The sequence below is a fragment of the Methanobrevibacter filiformis genome (assembly GCF_001639265.1).
Taxonomy (GTDB): domain Archaea; phylum Methanobacteriota; class Methanobacteria; order Methanobacteriales; family Methanobacteriaceae; genus Methanacia; species Methanacia filiformis.
Genome location: NZ_LWMT01000234.1, coordinates 1 through 22,496 on the forward strand (window position 1 = coordinate 1; position 22,496 = coordinate 22,496).

Below are 22,496 nucleotides of genomic sequence, written 5' to 3' on the forward strand. Positions count from 1 at the left end.
GACACACAAGACTAACAATATCAAGAATAAAAAACATGCTAAAAGAAAAATAAGAATATAAACAAAAAACATCACAACATTACACACTACATATCTAACATGAAAAATCCTTAACTTAACAGCTGTGGATCAAAAGCTATTTCCAAAAATAAACCATTCTAAGTATAAGGAATGCTTTTATTAATATGAAACAAACATTTCAAACTTTTAAAAAAAGTTTGAACAAAAGCTATTTCCAAAAATAAACCATTTTAAGCATTAATTATGCTTTTAATAATATGAAACAAACATTTCAAACTTTTAAAAAAAGTTTGATCAAAAGCTATTTCCAAAAATAAACCAATTTAAATATAAGAAATACTTTTATTAATGTTAATAAATTCCAAATAGTTTATTTTATTATTTATATTAGAAATAAAGACATATTAACTAAATAAAAAAGTATAATTATTGCCAAAAATTTCGTGCTTGACTATATTATATATGAAATAATATATGTTTTTAACTTGAAAAATAAAAAATTGAAAATATCAATATTGTTACAATTCTTATTATTACTATTATTATTTAGAATTGCTCTTGTTTCTTCTTATTCCTTGATTTATTAAGTGAAATTGATCCAAATAGACCCAATATTAACATTATAATAGCTATTAAAGGAAGACCTGTTTTTTTCATTGCAATATTAGAACCTGCAACTACATGAGAAATAGATGAATTATCATTGTTGTTAGTTTTATTGGTATTATTGGTATTATCAGTGTTATTACCATTGTTAGAAGGATTGAATTTATATTCAATTACTTTTGAATTAAATTGACTATTTCCAATAAAGTGTATTCCTATAACATTTGTTTTTCCAACTTTTATTACAGGATGTATTTGACCATTTTTATCAGTGATAAATGTTCCAATAACTTTACCATTTAATAACAATTTAAGTGGAATATTAGGAACTGGATTACCCTCACTATCAGTAGCAGTGATGGTTGCTTTAACCTTATCTCCAACCTTACCACTAGGAATATTGACATTAATATTGATTGTTTTATTAGTTTTGTTAGTGTTATTAGTAGAAGAATTACCTTTAAATTCAAGCAATTTTTTAGCTGAATTGAGTTGATTATCTCCACTGAATATAGCTTCAAGAACATTATTCTTGCTAACAGGTATTAAAATATGTATTTGACCATTTTCATCTGTGATGAAGTTTCCAAGAACTTTATTATTTAATTTTACTTTAATTGAAGCATTAGTCACTGGATTACCATTTTCATCAGTAACAGTGATAGTTGCTGTAGTATTACGTCCAACGTTAGTATTTAAAACATTGATATCAATATTAACATTCTTTTTAGTGAAATTAACATCAACACTCTTATTTACAAAACTATATTCATCAGTACCACTAAATTCAACAACAATCTTATTTATAGCTTTAGTGATATTGTAAGGAACAATAGCTATTCCATTAACAAAGTCAACATTATTATAATAAACACCATCAATAGTAATATTAGCAGTTGTATTCACAGGATTACCCTTAACATCTGTCAAATTAAGAGTAATATTAATACTATCTCCAACATTACCATTAGGAATATTAACATCAAGATTAAGAGTCTTCTTAGTAAAATTAACATCAATATTCTTATCTAATGGACTATATTTATCATTACCACTGAATTCAACAGAAATATTACTTTTAACAGCAGTGATATTATAAGGAACCTTAGCTATTCCATTAGCAAAGTCAACATTATTATAATGAACACCATCAATAGTAATATTAGCAGTTGTGTTCAGAGGATTACCCTTAACATCTGTCAAATTAAGAGTAATATTAATATTATCCCCAATATTACCATTAGGAACATTTACACTTAAATTAACATCAGTCTTAGTGAAATTAACATAAACATTCTTATTTACAGGATTATATTTATCATTACCACTGAATTCAACAATAATATTATTTTTAAGAGATGTGACATTGTAAGGAACCTTAGCTATTCCATTAACAAATTCAACATTATCATAATGAACACCATCAACAATTACATTAGAAATGGTATTTACAGGATTACCATCAACATCGGTTAAATTAAGAGTAATATTAACAGTATCTCCAATGTTACCCTTAGGAACACTAACATTCAAATCAACATCAGTCTTAGTGAAATTCACATTAAACGTGCCATTATCACCATAATATTTATAATTTTCCACAAATCCAATAGTAAGATTATTCAAAGGCTTATCAACATAATAAGAAATAATAGCTATTCCATTAACAAATTCAACAGGGCAAAGCACACCATCAATTGTTACATTAGCTATTGTGTTAAGAGGAGTTCCATTAAGATCTGTTGCATTTAAAGTAATATTAACTATATCTCCAACCTTAGCAGCAGGAATAGTGGCATTAAGATTAATATTAGTCTTAGTGAAATTCACATCAGAAGTGTTTTCAGCACCATAGTACTTATAATTCTCTTTAAAGTCCACAGTAATATTATTTTTAAGACTATTGATAGTATAAGGAATAACAGCTATTCCATTTACAAATTTAAGATCCATATAATAAAGACCATCAATAACCACATCAGAGGTGGTGTTAACAGGATTACCATTAGCATCAGTTAAAGTAAGATTAAGAAGAACAGTGTCTCCAACCTTACCAGCAGGAAGATTAAATGTAATATTAACATTAGTCTTAGTGAAATTAACACCAACAGTATCATTAGCAGAATTATATTTAAGATTACCATCAAACTCAGCAGTGATATTATTTCGAGCATCAGTAATATTGTAAGAGATAATAGCTATTCCATTAACAAAATCAACATCAGTATAGTTAACACCACCTACAGTTAAATTAGCAGTAGTGTTCACAGGATTACCATTAACATCAGTTAAATTAAGAGTAACATTAACAATATCCCCAACCTTACCAGCAGGAACACTAACACCTAAATTAACATCAGTCTTAGTGAAATTAACACCAACAGTATCATTAGCAGAACTATATTTCACATTACCATCAAAAACAACTGTGATGTTACTGGAAGCATTAGTAATATTATAAGGAACAATAGCTATCCCATTAACAAAATCAACATCACGATAAATTTTACCATCAATAGTTACATCAGAGGTAGTATTAACAGGAATGCCATTAACATCAGTTAAATTAAGAGTAACATTAACAATATCCCCAACCTTACCTGCAGGAACAGTGACATTTAGATTAACATCGTTTTTAGTGAAGTTAACATTGGTAGTATTACTTGCAGAACTATAGACTCCATTAGTCTCAAAAATAACAGTTATGTTACTTTGAGCACTAGTAATATTATAAGGAACAATAGCTATCCCATTAACAAATTGAACATTAGAATAGAATACATCCCCAATAGTTACATCAGAGGTAGTATTAACAGGAATATCATACCTATCAGTCAAATTAAGAGTAATATTGACAGTATCTCCAACCTTACCATTAGGGGCATTGACACTGAGATTAACATCAGTTGTATTGGTGAAATTAACATCTACAACTGTGCTTAATGGATTATATTCATTATTACCACTAAATGTAAAAGTAAGATTAGTCTTAGTTTCATTAACATAATAAGGAAGTTCAGCTATTCCATTGTAAAACTCCACATCAGGATAAAGCACACCATCAATGGTTACATTAGCAGTAGTACTCACAGGAGTACCATTAACATCCGTGAGGTTAATAGTGATAAGTATATCATCTCCAATTGTAGCCTTTGGAACTGTGATATTCCAATAAATATTACTATTTGTGAAATTCACACTAAAAGTACCATTATCACCATAATACTTATTATTTTCCAAAAATTCACCAGTAATATTATTCATAGCATAATCAATCTCATAAGGAACAGTAGCTATTCCATTAACAAACTCAGTATCATAATATGTATAACCATCAATAATCACATCAGCAGTTGTATTAACAGGATTACCATTAACATCAGTTGCAGTCAGATTAAGAAGAATTTTATCTCCTACAACAGCATTTGGAGCTATAATGTTGAAAATAATAGGAGTTTTAGTGAAATTAACATCTACAGTTTTATTAGTAGAATAATACTTATAATTCTCAATAAAATCAACAGTAAGATTATTTTTAACTTCAGTAATAATGTAGGGAACCTTAGCTATTCCATCAATAAACTCAACATCAGTATAATTAATACCATCAACAGTTAAATTAGCAGTAGTACTCACAGGATTACCATTAACATCGGTTAAATTCAAAGTAAGGTTAATACTATCTCCAACTTTACCAACAGGAACACTACCATTAATACTAAGATTAATACTAAGATTAGTCTTAGTGAAATTAACATTAACAGTCACATTAGAAGGATTAAAGTCCTCATTACCTTCAAACTCAACAGTAATATTATTTTTAACTTCAGTGATATTGTAAGGAACCTCAGCTATTCCATTAACAAATGTAACATTAAAATAATATATATCATCCACAATTACAGTAGCGACAGTGTCAACAAGATTCGTAGAACTATCAATTAAAGTCAAAGTAAGATTAACATTATCTCCAACCTTACCATTAGACACTAAACCACTAATGTTAGTGTTATAAACCACATAAAAGGATATACTAGCAATACCAATATTAGTGTTAGTTTGATTAGTAGTTAAATTAGCAACATTGCTTAATCCTCCACCACGAGTCGTAATAGCTATTATATTCAATACAACAGTTTCACCAGGATTAAGAGTCCCGATATTCCAAATACCAGTATTATTATCATAAGTTCCATTACCATTACTACTTACAAAGCTTAATCTTGCATTGTTTAGTTGATCTATTACATAAACTCCTGTAGCATTAGTTAATCCGTTATTGGTGACTGTGATTGTGTATTCTACTGTATCACTGATATTTGTTGAATAATTTGTTAAATTTGTAATGTTAGATACCTTAATTATACTTACATTAACATCCTCTGATATGTTAAGTGTTACACTACTTTCATTTTGGTTGATATTTCTTTGATCAGTGATTATATTTGCAGTGTTGGTTACTGAGCTATTTCCTATTATTTTTACAGTGATTGTTAGTATTGCAGATTGATTTGGAGCAAGATTTCCAATTGTCCAATTCCCAGTAGTGTTATTATATGTTCCAGTAATTGTACTTGAATTAATGTATTGTACTTTATTATAATCTAAATTGTCAATTACATAAACTCCAGTTCCAGAAGTTTCTCCAATATTCGTTACATTAATTGTGTAAATTATATTGTCTCCAATATGAACTGTTCCTGTTGTGTTAGCTGTTTTAACTATGGATATATCTACATCAATTATATTTAGTATTACAGTACTTGTAGTGTTGTTGTTAGTGTTGTTTTCATCTGTTGCAACTATTGCAGTGTTATTTAAAGCTCCAGTCCCGATTATAGTTACATTGACAGTTAATGTTACTATTTCTCCTGGTCCTAGAACCCCTATATCCCATGTTCCATCACCATAAGTATAATTTCCTTTAGTTACACTTGAATTAAGGAAGTTTACTTTGTTGTAATCAATAGTATCTTCTACAAATACTTCTGTTGCATTATTTAATGTTTCATGATTAGTTACAGTTATAGTGTAGGTTACATTGTCTCCAACATGGACATCTCCACTAATATTTGCAACTTTTAAAACACTCACATTAACTGTATAATTAATAATATTCTGACCAAGAAGAGTTAAAATAAGATCTTCACTATCAGATAATGCATTAATCGAATATTCTGTATTAGGATCGTTTATTATCACAGTTTCAGTTAGACTAGTGGTTCTAATATCTCCAGTTAAATTGTTAACAAGATCCGTACTGTTTTTAACTAAGACAGTTACATTAAAGTATGGAAGTGAACTTGGATTATTAGTTATATTAATATTAAGTGATAAATTATAGGTTAAATTAGCACTTTGGTTTTTAGTGTAATTTCTTGTATTATTTGTAGTTGTGTAATAAGTATTATTTAATGAAAGTTCAAGGACATACCAATATGTCAAGTTGAAATTAGCACCATTATTTGTATACTGAGTAGTAACATTATTTAATCCCCACCAATTAAAGTTAACATTAGTATTAGTACCAGAATTGTTAAGTCCTAAAGTATTATTATAGATACGATTATACTGAACAATATTATTATTTCCTGTGATGTTAATACCAGTAATAGTATTATTAATTATAGTTGAACTCATAACAGTATCATTAGAACCCAAGATCAATATACCAATCTCATTACCACTAATTGTAGCATTAGTTAATATATTGCCACTGTTAGTTGTATTAAAAGTCAAACCAACTTTTAAATTAGCTATTGTAATGTTAGAGAAAGTGTTATTATGTCCATTTACAAATATTCCTCTTGTGTTGTTATTTCCAATAATAGAACCACTAGAAATATTATTTCTAGAACCATCAACAAGGAAAACAATATCATTATTAATTATAATATTACTACTCATTAAATAGCTATTTAAATCAATAGTTGAATTATTAAAACCAATTCCGAGAACACCCTCATTACCATCAAATGAATTATTATTAATAAAAGTCCGATTATTTAATGTGTAAATAGCCATATAAGTATTATTAAAAAATACAGAGCTATTAACAGTTAAGTTATTTCCATTATTATAAATAGTACCATAAGTAGCATTATTACCACTGAAACTAGAATTACTCACACTAAAATTACCATAATTATAAATAGCACCACCATAAATAGTGGCATTATTACCACTGAAACTAGAATTACTCACACTAAAATTACCAACATTGTAAATAACACCACCTCTATAAGTAGCATTATTACCACTGAAACTAGAATTACTCACACTAAAATTACCACGATTAGTATTGTAATTAATAATAGCACCACCAGAACCATACTGACCATTAGCATTATTATTAATAAAACTAGAATTACTCACACTAAAAATACCACCAGCAAGAGTAACACCATCATAATTATAAATAGCACCACCACTACTAGCAGTATTATTAGTAAAACTAGAATTACTCACACTAACATTACCACCATCATAATTAGAAATAGCACCACCAGAAGTAGCATTATTACCACTGAAACTAGAATTACTCACATTAAAATTACGACCAGTAAAAATAGCACCACCATCAAAAGCATTATTGCCATTGAAGCTAGAATTACTCACATTAAAATTATCACCAGTATAAATAGCACCACCAGCACCATACTGACCATTAGCATTATTATTAATAAAACTAGAATTACTCACACTAAAACTACCATCAACACTATAAATAGCACCACCACTAGAACCCTGACCATTAGCATTATTATTAATAAAACTAGAATTACTCACATTAAAACTACCAACATTACTACAAATAGCACCACCACCACTAGCTGTATTACCATTGAAGCTAGAATTACTTACACTAAAATTACTATTATTATTATAAATAGCACTAGCATTATTATTAGTAAAACTAGAATTACTTACACTAAAATTACCACTATTATTATTATAAATAGCACCAGCATTATTATTAGTAAAACTAGAATTACTTACACTAAAACTACCTCCACTATTATAAATAGCACCACCATAAGTAGCATTATTACCACTAAAACTAGAATTACTCACACTAAAACCACCACTATTATAAACAGCACCACCACTACTAGCATTATTAGTGGTGAAGTTAGAATCACTCACACTAAAATTACCAAAAGAATTATAAATAACACCACCACTACTAGCATTATTACCACTAAAACTAGAATCACTCACACTAAAACTACTATACAGATTATTATTAAAAATAACACCACCACTGCTACTAGCATTATTACCACTAAAACTAGAATCACTCACACTAAAATTACTATTAGAATTATAAATAACACCACCACTACTAGCATTATTACCACTAAAAATAGAATCACTCACACTAAAATTACCATTAGAATTAGAAATAGCACCACCATAAGTACCAGCCTTATTATCACTAAAAATAGAATCACTCACACTAAAATTACTATTAATATTATAAATAACACCACCACCACTACTAGCATTATTACCACTAAAACTAGAATCACTCACACTAAAACTACCAAAATAATTATAAACAGCACCACCACTACTAGCATTATTACCACTAAAAATAGTAGAATTACTCACACTAAAACTACCATAAGAATTATAAACAGCACCACCATCATTACTAGCATTATTACCACTAAAACTAGAATTAATCACGCTACAATTAGCACTAACACTATAAATGTAAATAGCAGCGCCCTTAGGAGCATTATTACCACTAAAACTAGAATTAATCACAGTACAATTCTCATAATTAGAAATAGCACCACCATAAGTATCAGCCTTATTACCACTAAAACTAGAATCACACACACTAAAACTACTACTACTAGTAAAAATAGCACCACCATAATTACGAGCATTATTACTACTGAAGTTAGAATAACTCACACTAAAATTACCACCAATACTATTAATAGCACCACCACGAGTAGCATTATTACTACTGAAGTTAGAATAACTCACACTAAAATTACCACCATTATTATAAATAGCACCACCATCAGCCCTAGCATTATTACCACTAAAACTAGAGTTAGTCACGCTAAAATTACCCTTATTATTATAAATAGCACCACCATTACCAGTATTACTACCACTAAAACTAGAATCACTCACACTAAAACTACCATTAATATTACAAATAGTGCCACCCTGATTAATATCATCATTACTGGTGAAATTACAGTTTATTATTGTTATACTAGAGTTAGAACTGTTGATAGAACTATTATTACTATTTATAAATGTTAAGTTTTTAAATGTTATATTACTCCCTAGACCTGTGATATTAAATATGTTACCAAGTTTTCTCGCATCTATTATTATTAAGTCTCTTGTCCCATTACCCTGTATTGTGAGATTTCTACTTGTTGTAATATTATTTTTAATATCAGTTGTTTTATTATATGTTCCAGGATTAAGTGTTATTGTATGATTAGTGCCAGTAGCAGTAGTTAGAGCTACAGCTCCATTAATACCAGTAGCATTTGTAGTATCAATGGTAACATCCTCGGCACTGACAGATGAAACACTAACAAATAAAATAGCTATTAAAGATATTACAATAGCTATTTTAAAAACACTATTTTTAGAATTATTATTAATATTAACATTACTCATTTTAGAACCATCCTTATTTTTTAATTTATTAAGTGAAATTAATCCAAATAGACTTACTACCCATATTAATACTATAATAATCATTAAAGGAAGACCTGTTTTCTTCATGCCCACATTAGAATCTACAACTTTGTGAGAATTATTAATAGATGTATTATTATTGTTAGTATTGTTAGTACTATTCGTATTGTTAGTATTATTAGTATTATTAGTACTATTAGTATTGTTAGTATTATTAGAAGAATTACCTTTAAAGCTAATTATTTTTTCAGCAAAATTATATTCATTATTTCCACTAAATTCAGCTTTAAGAATATTATTCCCATTAGCAGATATTATTGGATGGATTTGACCATTTTTATCAGTGATGAATGTTCCTATAACTTTATTATTTAATATTACTTTAATTGAAGCATTAGAAATTGGTTTACCGTCAACATCTCTAAGAGTGATGATTGCTGTAGTATTGTGTCCTATTTTAGTATCAGGAACATGGATATTAATATTAACATCTTTTTTAGTGAAATTAACACTAACAGTATCATTAGAAGGATTATATTTATCATTACCCTCAAAATTAACAGTGATATTATTTTTAATTTCAGTGATAATGTACGGAACCTTAGCTATTCCATTAATAAATTCAACATTTGGATAAAGTACCCCATCAACAGTGACATTAGCAGTAGTATTTACAGGTTTACCATCAGAATCAGTTAAATTTAGAGTAATATTAACAGTATCTCCTACCTTAGCATCAGGTATTGAAACACTAAGATTAGTGTCATATTTAATATTAATTGTTGAATTAGCAGTACCATTACCATTGTCTGTATTATTCTGATCAACAATAAGATTTGCGGTATTAGTTAATGTTCCTCTACCAATAATAGTGGTAGTTATATTCAAGACAACAGTTTCACCAGCACCAAGACCACCAATAGTCCAAATACCAGTATTACTATTATAACTTCCACGATCAGCACTACTACCTACAAAACTCAACATAGCACTATTCAACTTATCAGTTACCAATACACCAGTAGCATTACCTGTACCATGATTAGTCACAGTAATAGTATAAGTAATATTATCTCCAATATTTACAGCACCAGTAGCGTTAGACACTTTAACAACACTCACATTAACGTAATTAGTCACAATAACAGTACTATTACTAGTTCCATTACCAGTGTTAGTATTATTTTGATCCATAGTCAAATTCGCAATGTTAAGAAGTGTTCCATTGCTAATAATTGTGGCAGTTATATTAAGTGTAGCAGTTTCACCAGCACCAAGACCACCAATAGTCCAAATACCAGTATTACTATTATAACTTCCACGATCAGCACTACTACCTACAAAACTCAACATAGCACTATTCAACTTATCAGTTACCAATACACCAGTAGCATTACTAGAACCATAGTTAGTGACAGTAATAGTATAAACAATATTATCACCAATATTCACCATACCAGTAGCGTTAGACACTTTAACAACACTCACATTAACATAATTAGTCACAATAACAGTACTATTACTAGTTCCATTACCAGCGCCAGTACTATTCTGATCCACAGCCACATTTGCAACATTGACAAGTGTTCCATTACCAATAATAGTAGCAATTATACTAAGTACAGCAGATTCACCTGCATTTAAATTACCAATGGTCCATACACCAGTATTATTATCATAATATCCACGATTAGCACTACTACCTACAAAACTCAACATAGCACTATTCAACTTATCAGTTACCAATACACCAGTAGCATTACTAGAACCATAATTAGTGACAGTAATAGTATAAGTAATATTATCACCAATATTTGCCATACCAGTAGTGTTAGAAACCTTAACAACACTCACATTGACATAATTAGTCACATTAACAGTGGCATTACCAGTCCCATTACGTGTATCTGTATTATTCTGATCCACAGTCACATTTGCAATATTAACAATTGTTCTATTACCAATAATAGTAGCAATTATACTAAGTACGGCAGATTCACCTGCATTTAAATTACCTATAGTCCATATACCTGTGTTATTATTATAACTTCCACGATTAGCACTACTACCTACAAAACTCAACATAGCACTATTCAACTTATCAGTTACCAATACACCAGTAGCATTACTAGAACCATAGTTAGTGACAGTAATAGTATAAGTAATATTATCACCAATATTCACAGTACCAGTAGTGTTAGAAACCTTAACAACACTCACATTAACATAATTAGTCACATCAATAGTACTATTGCCTGTACTATTATTAATATCAGTGTTATTCTGATCCACAGTCACATTTGCAATATTAACAATTGTTCCATTACCAATAATAGTAGCAATTATAGTAAGTACAGCAGATCCACCTGCATTTAAATTACCTATAGTCCATATACCTGTGTTATTATTATAACTTCCACGATTAGAACTACTACCTACAAAGCTCAACATATTACTATTCAACTTATCAGTTACAAATACACCAGTAGCATTACTAGAACCATAGTTAGTCACAGTAATGGTATAAGCAACATTATCTCCAATATTCACAGTACCAGTAGTGTTAGAAACCTTAACAACACTCACATTAACATAATTAGTCACATTAACCGTGGCATTACCAGTCCCATTATTAACATCAGTATTATTCTGATCCACTGTCACGTTCGCAATATTAACAAGTGTTCCATTACCAATAATGGTAGCAATTATAGTAAGTACGGCGGTTTCGCCTGTATTTAAATTACCAATTGTCCATATTCCTGTGTTATTATCGTAAGATCCATTGCTACTTACAAAGCTTAACATTGAAGTATTCAATTTATCAGTTACAAAGATGCCTGTTGCGTTAGTTAGTCCTTTGTTTGTGATTGTAATTGTGTATTTTATTGTATCTCCAATGTTTGCTGTTCCTGTGGTGTTAGATACTTTAATAACAGTTATATTTACATTATCAGATATGTTAGTTGTTATTGTGCTTTCATTCTGGTTGTTAATATTTTTTTGGTCAGTAGTTAAATTTGCAGTGTTTGTTACTGAATTATTTCCTATTATTGTTACATTAATTGTTAGTATTACAGATTGTCCTGGAAGTAGGTTGCCAATTGTCCAATTTCCTGTTGTATTGTTGTATGTTCCAATAGATGCAATTGCACTTATAAATTTCACTTTATTACTATCCAACATATCAGTTACATAAATTCCTGTTCCAGTGCTTTCTCCATTATTTGTTACAGTAATTATGTAAGTTATATTATCTCCAATTCTCACAGTTCCTGTTGTATTAGCTATTTTAACTATTGATATATCTACATCAGTTATATTTAGTATTACTGTGCTTGTAGTGTTGTTACTTGTGTTATTTTCATCTGTTGCGACTATTGCAGTGTTATTTAAAATTCCTGTTCCAGTTATAGTCACATTGACAGTTAATGTTACTGTTTCTCCTGCTTCTAATGTTCCAATATCCCATATTCCAGTGCCATAGTTATATATTCCTTTGTTTGCGTTTGAGTTGAGATATTGTACTTTGTTGTAGTTAATTATATCTTCTACAAAGACTCCTGTTGCATTGTTTAATATTTCATTGTTGGTTACAGTTATTGTGTAGGTTACATTGTCTCCAACATGAATATCTCCACTTACATTTGCAACTTTTAAAACATTAACATTAACTGTATAATTAGCAACTTCACCAACAATGGTTAAAATAAGGTTTTCCCTATCAGATAATGCATTAATTGAATATTGAGTATTAGGATTGTTTATTGCTACAGATTGGCTTAAACTAGTATTTCTAATATCTCCAGTTAAATTGTTAACAATACTTGTACTGTTTTTAATTAATATGGTTACTTCAAAGTAAGGAAGTAAGTTTGGAGTATTGGTTACTGGAATATTAAGTGATAAATTATAGCTTAAGTTAGCACTTTGATTTTTACTGTAATTTCTTGTATCATTTGCAGTTGTGTAAAATGTATTATTTAGGGAAAGTTCAAGGACATACCAATATGTCAAGTTAAAATCAGCACCACTATTTGTATACTGAGTAGTAATATTATTTAACCCCCACCAATTAAAGTTAACATTAGTATAAGTACCAGAATTATTAAGCCCCAAAGTATTATTATAAACACGATTATACTGAACAATATTATTATTTCCTGTGATATTAATACCAACAATAGTATTATTAATTATAGTTGAACTCATAACAGTATCATTAGAACCCAAGATCAATATACCAATTTCATTACCACTAATTGTAGCATTAGTTAGTATATTACCACTGTTAGTTGTATTAAAAGTCAAACCAACTTTTAAATTAGCTATTGTAATATTAGAGAAAGTGTTATTATGACCATTTACAAATATTCCCCTTGAGTTATTATTTCCAATGATAGAACCATTAGAAATATTATTCCCAGAACCATTAACAAGTAAAACAATATCATTATTAATTATAGTATTATTACTTAGCAAATAGCTATTTAAATCAATAATTGAATTATTAAAACCAATTCCTAAAACACCACCATTACCATCAAATGAACTATTATTAATAAAAGTCAAATTATTCAATGTATAAATAGCCACACAAGTATTATTAAAGAAATTAGAATTATTCACACTAACATTAGAACCATGCCAATTATAAATAGCACCACCATAATTAATAGCAGTATTGCCAGTGAAAGTAGAGTTAATCACACTAAAATTAACACCAGAATTACAAATAGCACCACCATTATTACTAGCAGTATTGCCAGTGAAAGTAGAGTTAATCACACTAAAATTAACAACAGAATTTAAATTATAAATAGCACCACCATTATTACGAGCATTATTGCCAGTGAAAGTAGAATTAATCACACTAAAATTAGAACCACCATTAGCAATAGCACCATTATTGCCAGTGAAAGTAGAATTAATCACACTAAAATTAGAACCAGAATTATAAATAGTAGCAACACCCATAGTACTAACGTTATTGCCAGTGAAAGTAGAATTAATCACACTAAAATTAGAACCCTCATTATAAATAGCACTACCATAATTAATAGCAGTATTGCCAGTGAAAGTAGAATTAATCACACTAAAATTAGAACCAAGATTAAGAATAGCAGAACCACTACTAGCAGTATTGCCAGTGAAAGTAGAGTTAATCACACTAAGATTAGAACCATTATTGTAAATAGCAGAACCACTATTACTAGTGAAAGTAGAGTTAATCACGCGAAGATTAGAACCATAATGATTATCAATAGCACAAACACTATTACTAGTGAAAGTAGAGTTAATCACGCGAAGATTAGAACCATTATTATAAATAGCACCACCAGTATTACTAGCACCATCATTATTACTAGCCCTATTATTTATGAATTTAGAATTAATTATAGAAATTACACCATTTGTACTTATATACAATCCACTACCATTAGTACGTGTTTCAATTAAATTACCATTTGCAAATGTAATATTAATAAAACTTACATTTAATCCACTAGTTATATTAAATATTCTTCCATTGTTTAGTGCATTTATTATTACTTCTCCACTTAATATTGTATAACCAAGAAGAGTTATATTTTTATTTATAGTTAAATTTGTGTTGTTTCTGACTATACCATTACTGTTGTTGTAGTTGTTTCCTGCTATGTGTATTGTTCCGTTGTTTTGTACTATTTCTAATGCTCTTTGTATGGATTGTAGTGCGTCAGTCCAGTTTTCACCAGTGTTGTTGTCTAGTCCTCCTGTTGCATTGACATAGACATTTTGACCGTTGAAGGCTTGGAATGTATAGCTACTTCCATTTATAGCTATGTTTTTTTGGTCTGTAGTTATGTTTGCTGTGTTTTTAATTGTTCCAGTGTTTATTATGGTTACATTTATTGTTAGTGTTGCTGTTTGACCTTGATTAAGATTTCCAATTGTCCAAATTCCAGTAGTATTGTTATATGTTCCAGTTGATGGATTTGCAGAGTTGAATTTTAGTTTAGTGTAATCTAAATTATCAATTACATAAACTCCAGTGGCATTTGATGTTGCATTATTGTTTACAGTGATTGTGTATGTTATATTGTCTCCAATGTATTGTGTTGCTGTTGTGTTAGCTATTTTAATTATAGATACGTTTACATCAGTTATATTGAGTATTACTGTGCTTGTAGTGTTGTTGTTAGTGTTATTTTCATCTGCTGCAACTATTGCTGTGTTATTTAAAATTCCAGTTCCAGTTATGGTTACATTTACAGTTAATGTTACTGTTTCTCCAGTTTCTAGTGTTCCAATCTCCCATATTCCAGTGCCATAGTTATATGTTCCTTTATTTGTGTTTGAGTTAAGGTATTGTACTTTGTTGTAGTTAATTAGATCTTCTACAAAGGCTCCTGTTGCATTATTTAATGTTCCATGATTAGTTACAGTTATTGTGTAGGTTACATTGTCTCCAACGTGAATGCCTCCACTTACATTTGCAACTTTTAAAACACTTACATTAACTGTATAATCAATAGCCTCACCAACAATGGTTAAAATAAGGTTTTCCCTATCAGATAACGCATTAATTGAATATTGAGTATTAGGACTGTTTATGACTACAGATCGACTTAAACTAGTATTTCTAATATCTCCAGTTAAATTGTTAACAACACTTGTGCTGTTTTTAATTAATACTGTTACTTCGAAGTAAGGAAGTAAGTTTGGAGTATTGGTTACTGGAATATTAAGTGATAAATTATAGCTTAAGTTAGCACTTTGATTTTTACTGTAATTTCTTGTATCATTTGCAGTTGTGTAAAATGTATTATTTAGGGAAAGTTCAAGGACATACCAATATGTCAAGTCAAAGTCAGCACCACTATTTGTATACTGAGCAGTAATATTGTTTAACCCCCACCAATTAAAGTTAACATTAGTATTATTACCAGAATTATTAAGTCCCAAAGTATTATTATAAATACGATTATACTTAACAATATTACTATTTCCAGTGACATTAATACCAATAATAGTATTATTAATTATAGTTGAACTCATAACAGTATCATTAGAACCCAATATCAATATACCAATTTCATTACTCCTAATTGTAGCATTAGTTAATATATTACCACTGTTAGTTGTATTAAAAGTCAAACCAACTTTTAAATTAGCTATTGTAATGTTAGAGAAAGTGTTATTATGACCATTTACAAAAATTCCTCTTGAGTTATTATTTCCATTAATGGAACCATTAGAAATATTATTCCTAGAACCATCAACAAGCAAAACAATATCATTATTAATTATAGTATTATTACTTAGTAAATAGCTATTTAAATTAATAATTGAATTACTAAAACCAATTCCTAAAACACCATTATTCCCATCAAATGAATTATTATTAATAAAAGTCTGATTATTCCTTGCATAAATAGCCATATGAGTATTGTTAGAAAATACAGAAGTATTCACAGTCAAATTAGCATTATTATAAATAACCCCGCCACTACTAGCATTATTACCAATAAAACTAGAATTACCCACACTCAAATTACCACCATTATAAATAGCACCACCAAAACTAGCATCATTACCAATAAAACTAGAATTACCCACACTCAAATTACCACCATTATAAATAGCACCACCAGAACTACCATTATTACCAATAAAACTAGAATTACCCACACTCAAATTACCACCATTATAAATAGCACCACTAGAACTACCATTATTACCAATAAAACTAGAATTACCCACACTCAAATTAGCCCCATTATAAATAGCACCACGATAACTATCATTATTATTAGTGAAAGTAGAATTAATCACACTCAAATTAGCCCCATTATAAATAGCACCACTAGAACTACCATTATTACCACTAAAACTAGAATTACTCACACTAAAATTACCATAACTATTATAAATAGCACCAGACCAACTACCATTATTACCAATAAAACTAGAATTACTCACACTAAAATTATCACCATTATAAATAGCACCACCAAAACTACCATTATTACCAATAAAACTAGAATTACTCACACTAAAATTACCATTACCATTATAAATAGCACCACCATAACCAGCATTATTACCAGCGAAACTAGAATTACTCACACTCAAATTAGCCCCATTATAAATAGCACCACCAGAACTACCATTATTACCAATAAAACTAGAATTAGACACATTCAAATTACCAAAACTATTATCAATAGCACCACCAGAACTAGTTGCAGTATTATTAATAAAACTAGAATTACTCACACTCAAATTACCACCAACATTATCAATAGCACCACCAGAACTACCATTATTACCAATAAAACTAGAATTACTCACATTCAAATTACCATAAACATTATAAATAGCACCATCAGAACTACCATTATTACCAATAAAACTAGAATTACTCACACTCCAATTAGTATTCCAATTATAAATAGCACCACCAAAAATACCATTATTATACAAAAAGCTAGAATTCACTACAGTGAAATTAGAAGCATTCATATTATAAATAGCACCACCATCGCCCCTTAAATAATTAGAAGCAGATATTACATTATTATTTGTAAATGTAGAGTTATTTATAGTAAAATTAACGCCAGTGTTATATATAGTTCCTCCATAGCTATAAGAGGAATAACTAGAAGACTGACTGTTTGCTTCATTATTTGTAAATGTAGAATTAGTTATTATGAAATTAGAACCATTATTATAAATAGCACCACCACAACTATAAGCGTAATAACTAGAAGAATAACTGTTTGCTTTATTATCCGTAAATGTAGAATTAGTTATTATGAAATTAGAACCATAATTATAAATAGCACCACCATAAGCCTCTGAATCTGTAGAAAGAATTAGAGTGTTAATATTTACACTATTGTTTGTAAATGTAGAGTTAATAATATTTAAATTTCCATTACTATAAATAGCACCACCTGCAACATTACCTGTGGTATTAGTCACATTATTATTTGAGAATATACAGTTAATAAATGTTACATTATTATTGGCACTAGCATATATAGCACCACCACCAGAAATAGCAGTATTATTAATAAAACTAGTATTTTCACTTATAAGGGAAATAGTTCCATTATTGTTGTAAATAGCACCACCAATTTCAGCAGTGTTGTTTATGAATTTAGAACCTGTTATTGTGATTTTAGAAGCATTATTATAAATAGCTCCACCATTATTATTAGTGCCAGTGAGGTTACCATTTGCAAAAGTTAAATTAATTAATGTAACATTCAAACCATTATTAATAAGGAATATTCTTCCATTATTTAATGCATCTATTATCACTTCTCCACTTAATACTGTATAACCAAGGAGAGTTATGTTTTTATTTATAGTTAAATTTGTGTTGTTTCTTTCTATTCCATTACTGTTGTTGTAGTTGTTTCCTGCTATGTGTATTGTTCCGTTGTTTTGTACTATTTCTAATGCTCTTTCTATGGATTGTAATGCATCAGTCCAGTCTGCACCGCTGTTGCTGTCCAATCCTCCTGTTGCATTGACATAGACATCTTGACCACTGAATGCTTGGAATGTCCAGTTACTTCCGTTTATAGCTATGTTTTTTTGGTCTGTGGTTATGTTTGCTGTGTTTTTGATTGTTCCATTGTTTATTATGGTTACGTTTATTGTTAGTGTTGCTGTTTGACCTTGATTAAGATTTCCAATTGTCCAAATTCCAGTAGTATTGTTATATGTTCCAGTTGATGGGTTTACAGAGTTGAATTTTAATTTAGTGTAATCTAAATTATCAATTACATAAACTCCAGTGGCATTTGATGTAGCATTATTGTTTACAGTGATTGTGTATGTTATACTGTCTCCAATGTATTGTGTTGCTGTTGTGTTAGCTATTTTAATTATGGATACATTCACATCAGTTATGTTAAGTATTACTGAGCTTGTGGTGTTGTTGTTAGTGTTGTTTTCATCTGTTGCGACTATTGCTGTGTTATTTATGATTCCAGTCCCAGTTATAGTTACATTTACGGTTAATGTTACTGTTTCTCCAGTTTCTAGTGTTCCAATATCCCATATTCCAGTGCCATAGTTGTATGTTCCTTTGTTTGTGTTTGAGTTGAGATATTGTACTTTGTTGTAGTTAATTAGATCTTCTACAAAGACTCCTGTTGCATTATTTAATATTTCATTGTTAGTTACAGTTATTGTGTATGTTACATTGTCTCCAACGTGAACGTCTCCACTTACATTTGCAACTTTTAAAACACTTACATTAACTGTATAATTAATAGTTTCAGCAACAATGGTTAAAATAAGGTTTTCATTGTCAGATAGTGCATTAATTGAATACTCTGTGTTAGGATTGTTTATTGCTACAGATTGGATTAAGCTAGTATTTCTAATGTCTCCAGTTAAATTGTTAACAATTGTTGTGCTGTTTTTAATTAATATGCTTACTTCAAAGTATGGAAGTAAGTTTGGAGTGTTGGTTACTGGAATATTAAGTGATAAATTGTAGCTTAGGTTAGCATTTTGATTTTTACTGTAATTTCTTGTATCATTTGTAGTTGTGTAAAATGTATTATTTAATGATAGTTCAAGAACATACCAATATGTTAAGTTGAAATTAGCACCACTATTTGCATACTGACCAGTAATATCATTTAATCCCCACCAATTAAAGTTAGCATTAAGATTAGTACCAGAATTATTAAGTCCTAAAGTATTATTATAAATACGATTATATTGAACAATATTATTGTCTCCTGTGATATTAATACCAATAATAGTATTATTAATTATAGTTGAACTCATAACAGTATCATTAGAACCTAACATAGATATACCAATTTCATTACCATAAAATGTAGCATTACTTAGTATATTACCACTGTTAGTTGTATTAAAAGTGAAACCAACTTTTAAATTAGCTATTGTAATGTTAGAGAAAGTGTTATTGTGTCCATTTACAAATATTCCCCTTGAGTTATTATTTCCAATGATTGAACCATTAGAAATATTATTTCCAGAACCATCAACAAGTAAAATAATATCATTATTAATTATAGTATTATTACTCATTAGATAGCTATTTAAATTAATAGTTGAATCATTAAAACCAATTCCTAAAACAACAACATTACCACTGAATAAATTATTATTAATAAAAGTCCGATTATTCAATGTATAAATAGCCACAAGAGTATTATTAAAGAATTTAGAATCATTCACAGTAAAATTAGCATTATAATATTTATTATTAATATAAATAGCACCACCACTACCATTAGCATTATTACCAGTGAAAATAGAATCACTCACATTAAAATTAACGTTAGCAGTACTGCCAATATAAATAGCACTACCATTGCTACTAGCATTATTACCAGTAAAATTAGAATTAATCACACTATAATTAGAATTATCAGATTTATAAATAGCACCACCACTACTAGCATTATTACCAGTGAAAATAGAATCACTCACATTACCACCACCAGAAATAGCACCACCATAATAAGATGCATTATTACTGGTGAAAGTAGAATTAATCACATTACCACCACCAGAAATAGCACCACCACTACTAGCATTATTACCAGTGAAAATAGAATCACTCACATTACCACCACCAGAAATAGCACCACCACTACTAGCATTATTACCAGTGAAAATAGAATCACTCACATTACCACCACCAGAAATAGCACCACCACTACTAGCATTATTACCAGTGAAAGTAGAATTACTCACACTAAAATTACCATCAACACTATAAATAGCACCACCACTCTGATTAGCATTATTACTAGTGAAAGTAGAATTACTCACACTAAAATTACCACCAGCATTATTATAAATAGCACCACCACGACTACCAATCGTAATAGCATTATTATTTGTGAAACTAGAATTACTCACATTAAAATTACCAGAATTATAAATAGCACCACCACCACCCATAATGAGAACATTATTATCATTGAAACTAGAATTACTCACACTAAAATTACCACCACCAGTATTAGAAATAGCACCACCCAGACTAATATCATTATTATCATTGAAACTAGAATTACTCACACTACAATTACCAGCATTATTATGAATAGCACCACCACCAATACGAGCATTATTACCAGTAAAGCTAGAATTATTCACACTACAATTACTAGCATTATTATAAATAGCACCACCACCATGATTATAAGTAACAGTATTATTTGTGAAATTACAATTTATTATTGTTATCGTAGAATTATAACTGTGTATAGTTTCATTATTATTTGTGAAACTAGAATTAATCACACTAAAATTAGAACCATTAACATTATGAATAACACCACTAAGTCCACTAAGTCCAATATTATTATTATTTGTGAAACTAGAATTAATCACACTACAATTAGAACCATTAACATTATAAATAACACCACCAAATCCATCATTATTATTATTTGTGAAATTACAATTTATTATTGTTATCGTAGAATTAGAACTGTGTATAGTATCATCACTATTTATAAATGTTAAGTTTTTAAATGTTATATTACTCCTTGTGCCTGTGATATTAAAGATGTTGCCAAGTTTTCTCGCATCTATTATTATTAAGTTTCTTGTCCCATTACCTTGTATTGTGATATTTCTACTTGTTGTAATGTTACTTCTAATATCTGTAGTTTTATTATATGTTCCTGGATTAAGTGTTATTGTATGATTAGTGCCAGTAGCAGTAGTTAGAGCTACAGCTCCGTTAATACCAGTAGCATTTGTAGTACTAATGGTAACATCAGCAGCACTAACAGATGAAATAGTGATAAATAAAATAGCTATTAGGGATAATATAATAGTTATTTTATTAAAATTGAGTTTACTAGTATTTACATCAGTTATATTATTAATTATAGTTTTTTTAAGTTCGCGAGGGATTGAACTAAGCAAAATTAACATGATATTCATTAAAGATACCATAAAGCATTTGAATATATTATCTTCATGGTTTTCACTAACAGTAATACTTTTTTCAGTCAAGTTACTAAATTTAGAGTGCGTATCTTTATCATTAGAATAATCATTCAGATTATTCACATTATTATAGTTATAATGGTTAATTTTCAAGTTAATCCCTCAATTTATACTTGTTTTAAAAAAATAAGTTAAATTAAATACGTATTAAATAAATAAAATGTTTTTTTAATGTTTAA

1 protein-coding gene is annotated in these 22,496 nt (G+C 29.0%); it reads right to left on the reverse strand.

Annotated features, from left to right (window positions below; genetic code table 11):
• Positions 1–567 precede the first annotated feature (567 nt).
• Complete coding sequence (locus MBFIL_RS06310; protein ID WP_066972667.1) at positions 568–22,410, reverse strand: DUF11 domain-containing protein; 21,843 nt, start codon at positions 22,408–22,410, stop codon at positions 568–570.
• Positions 22,411–22,496 lie beyond the last annotated feature (86 nt).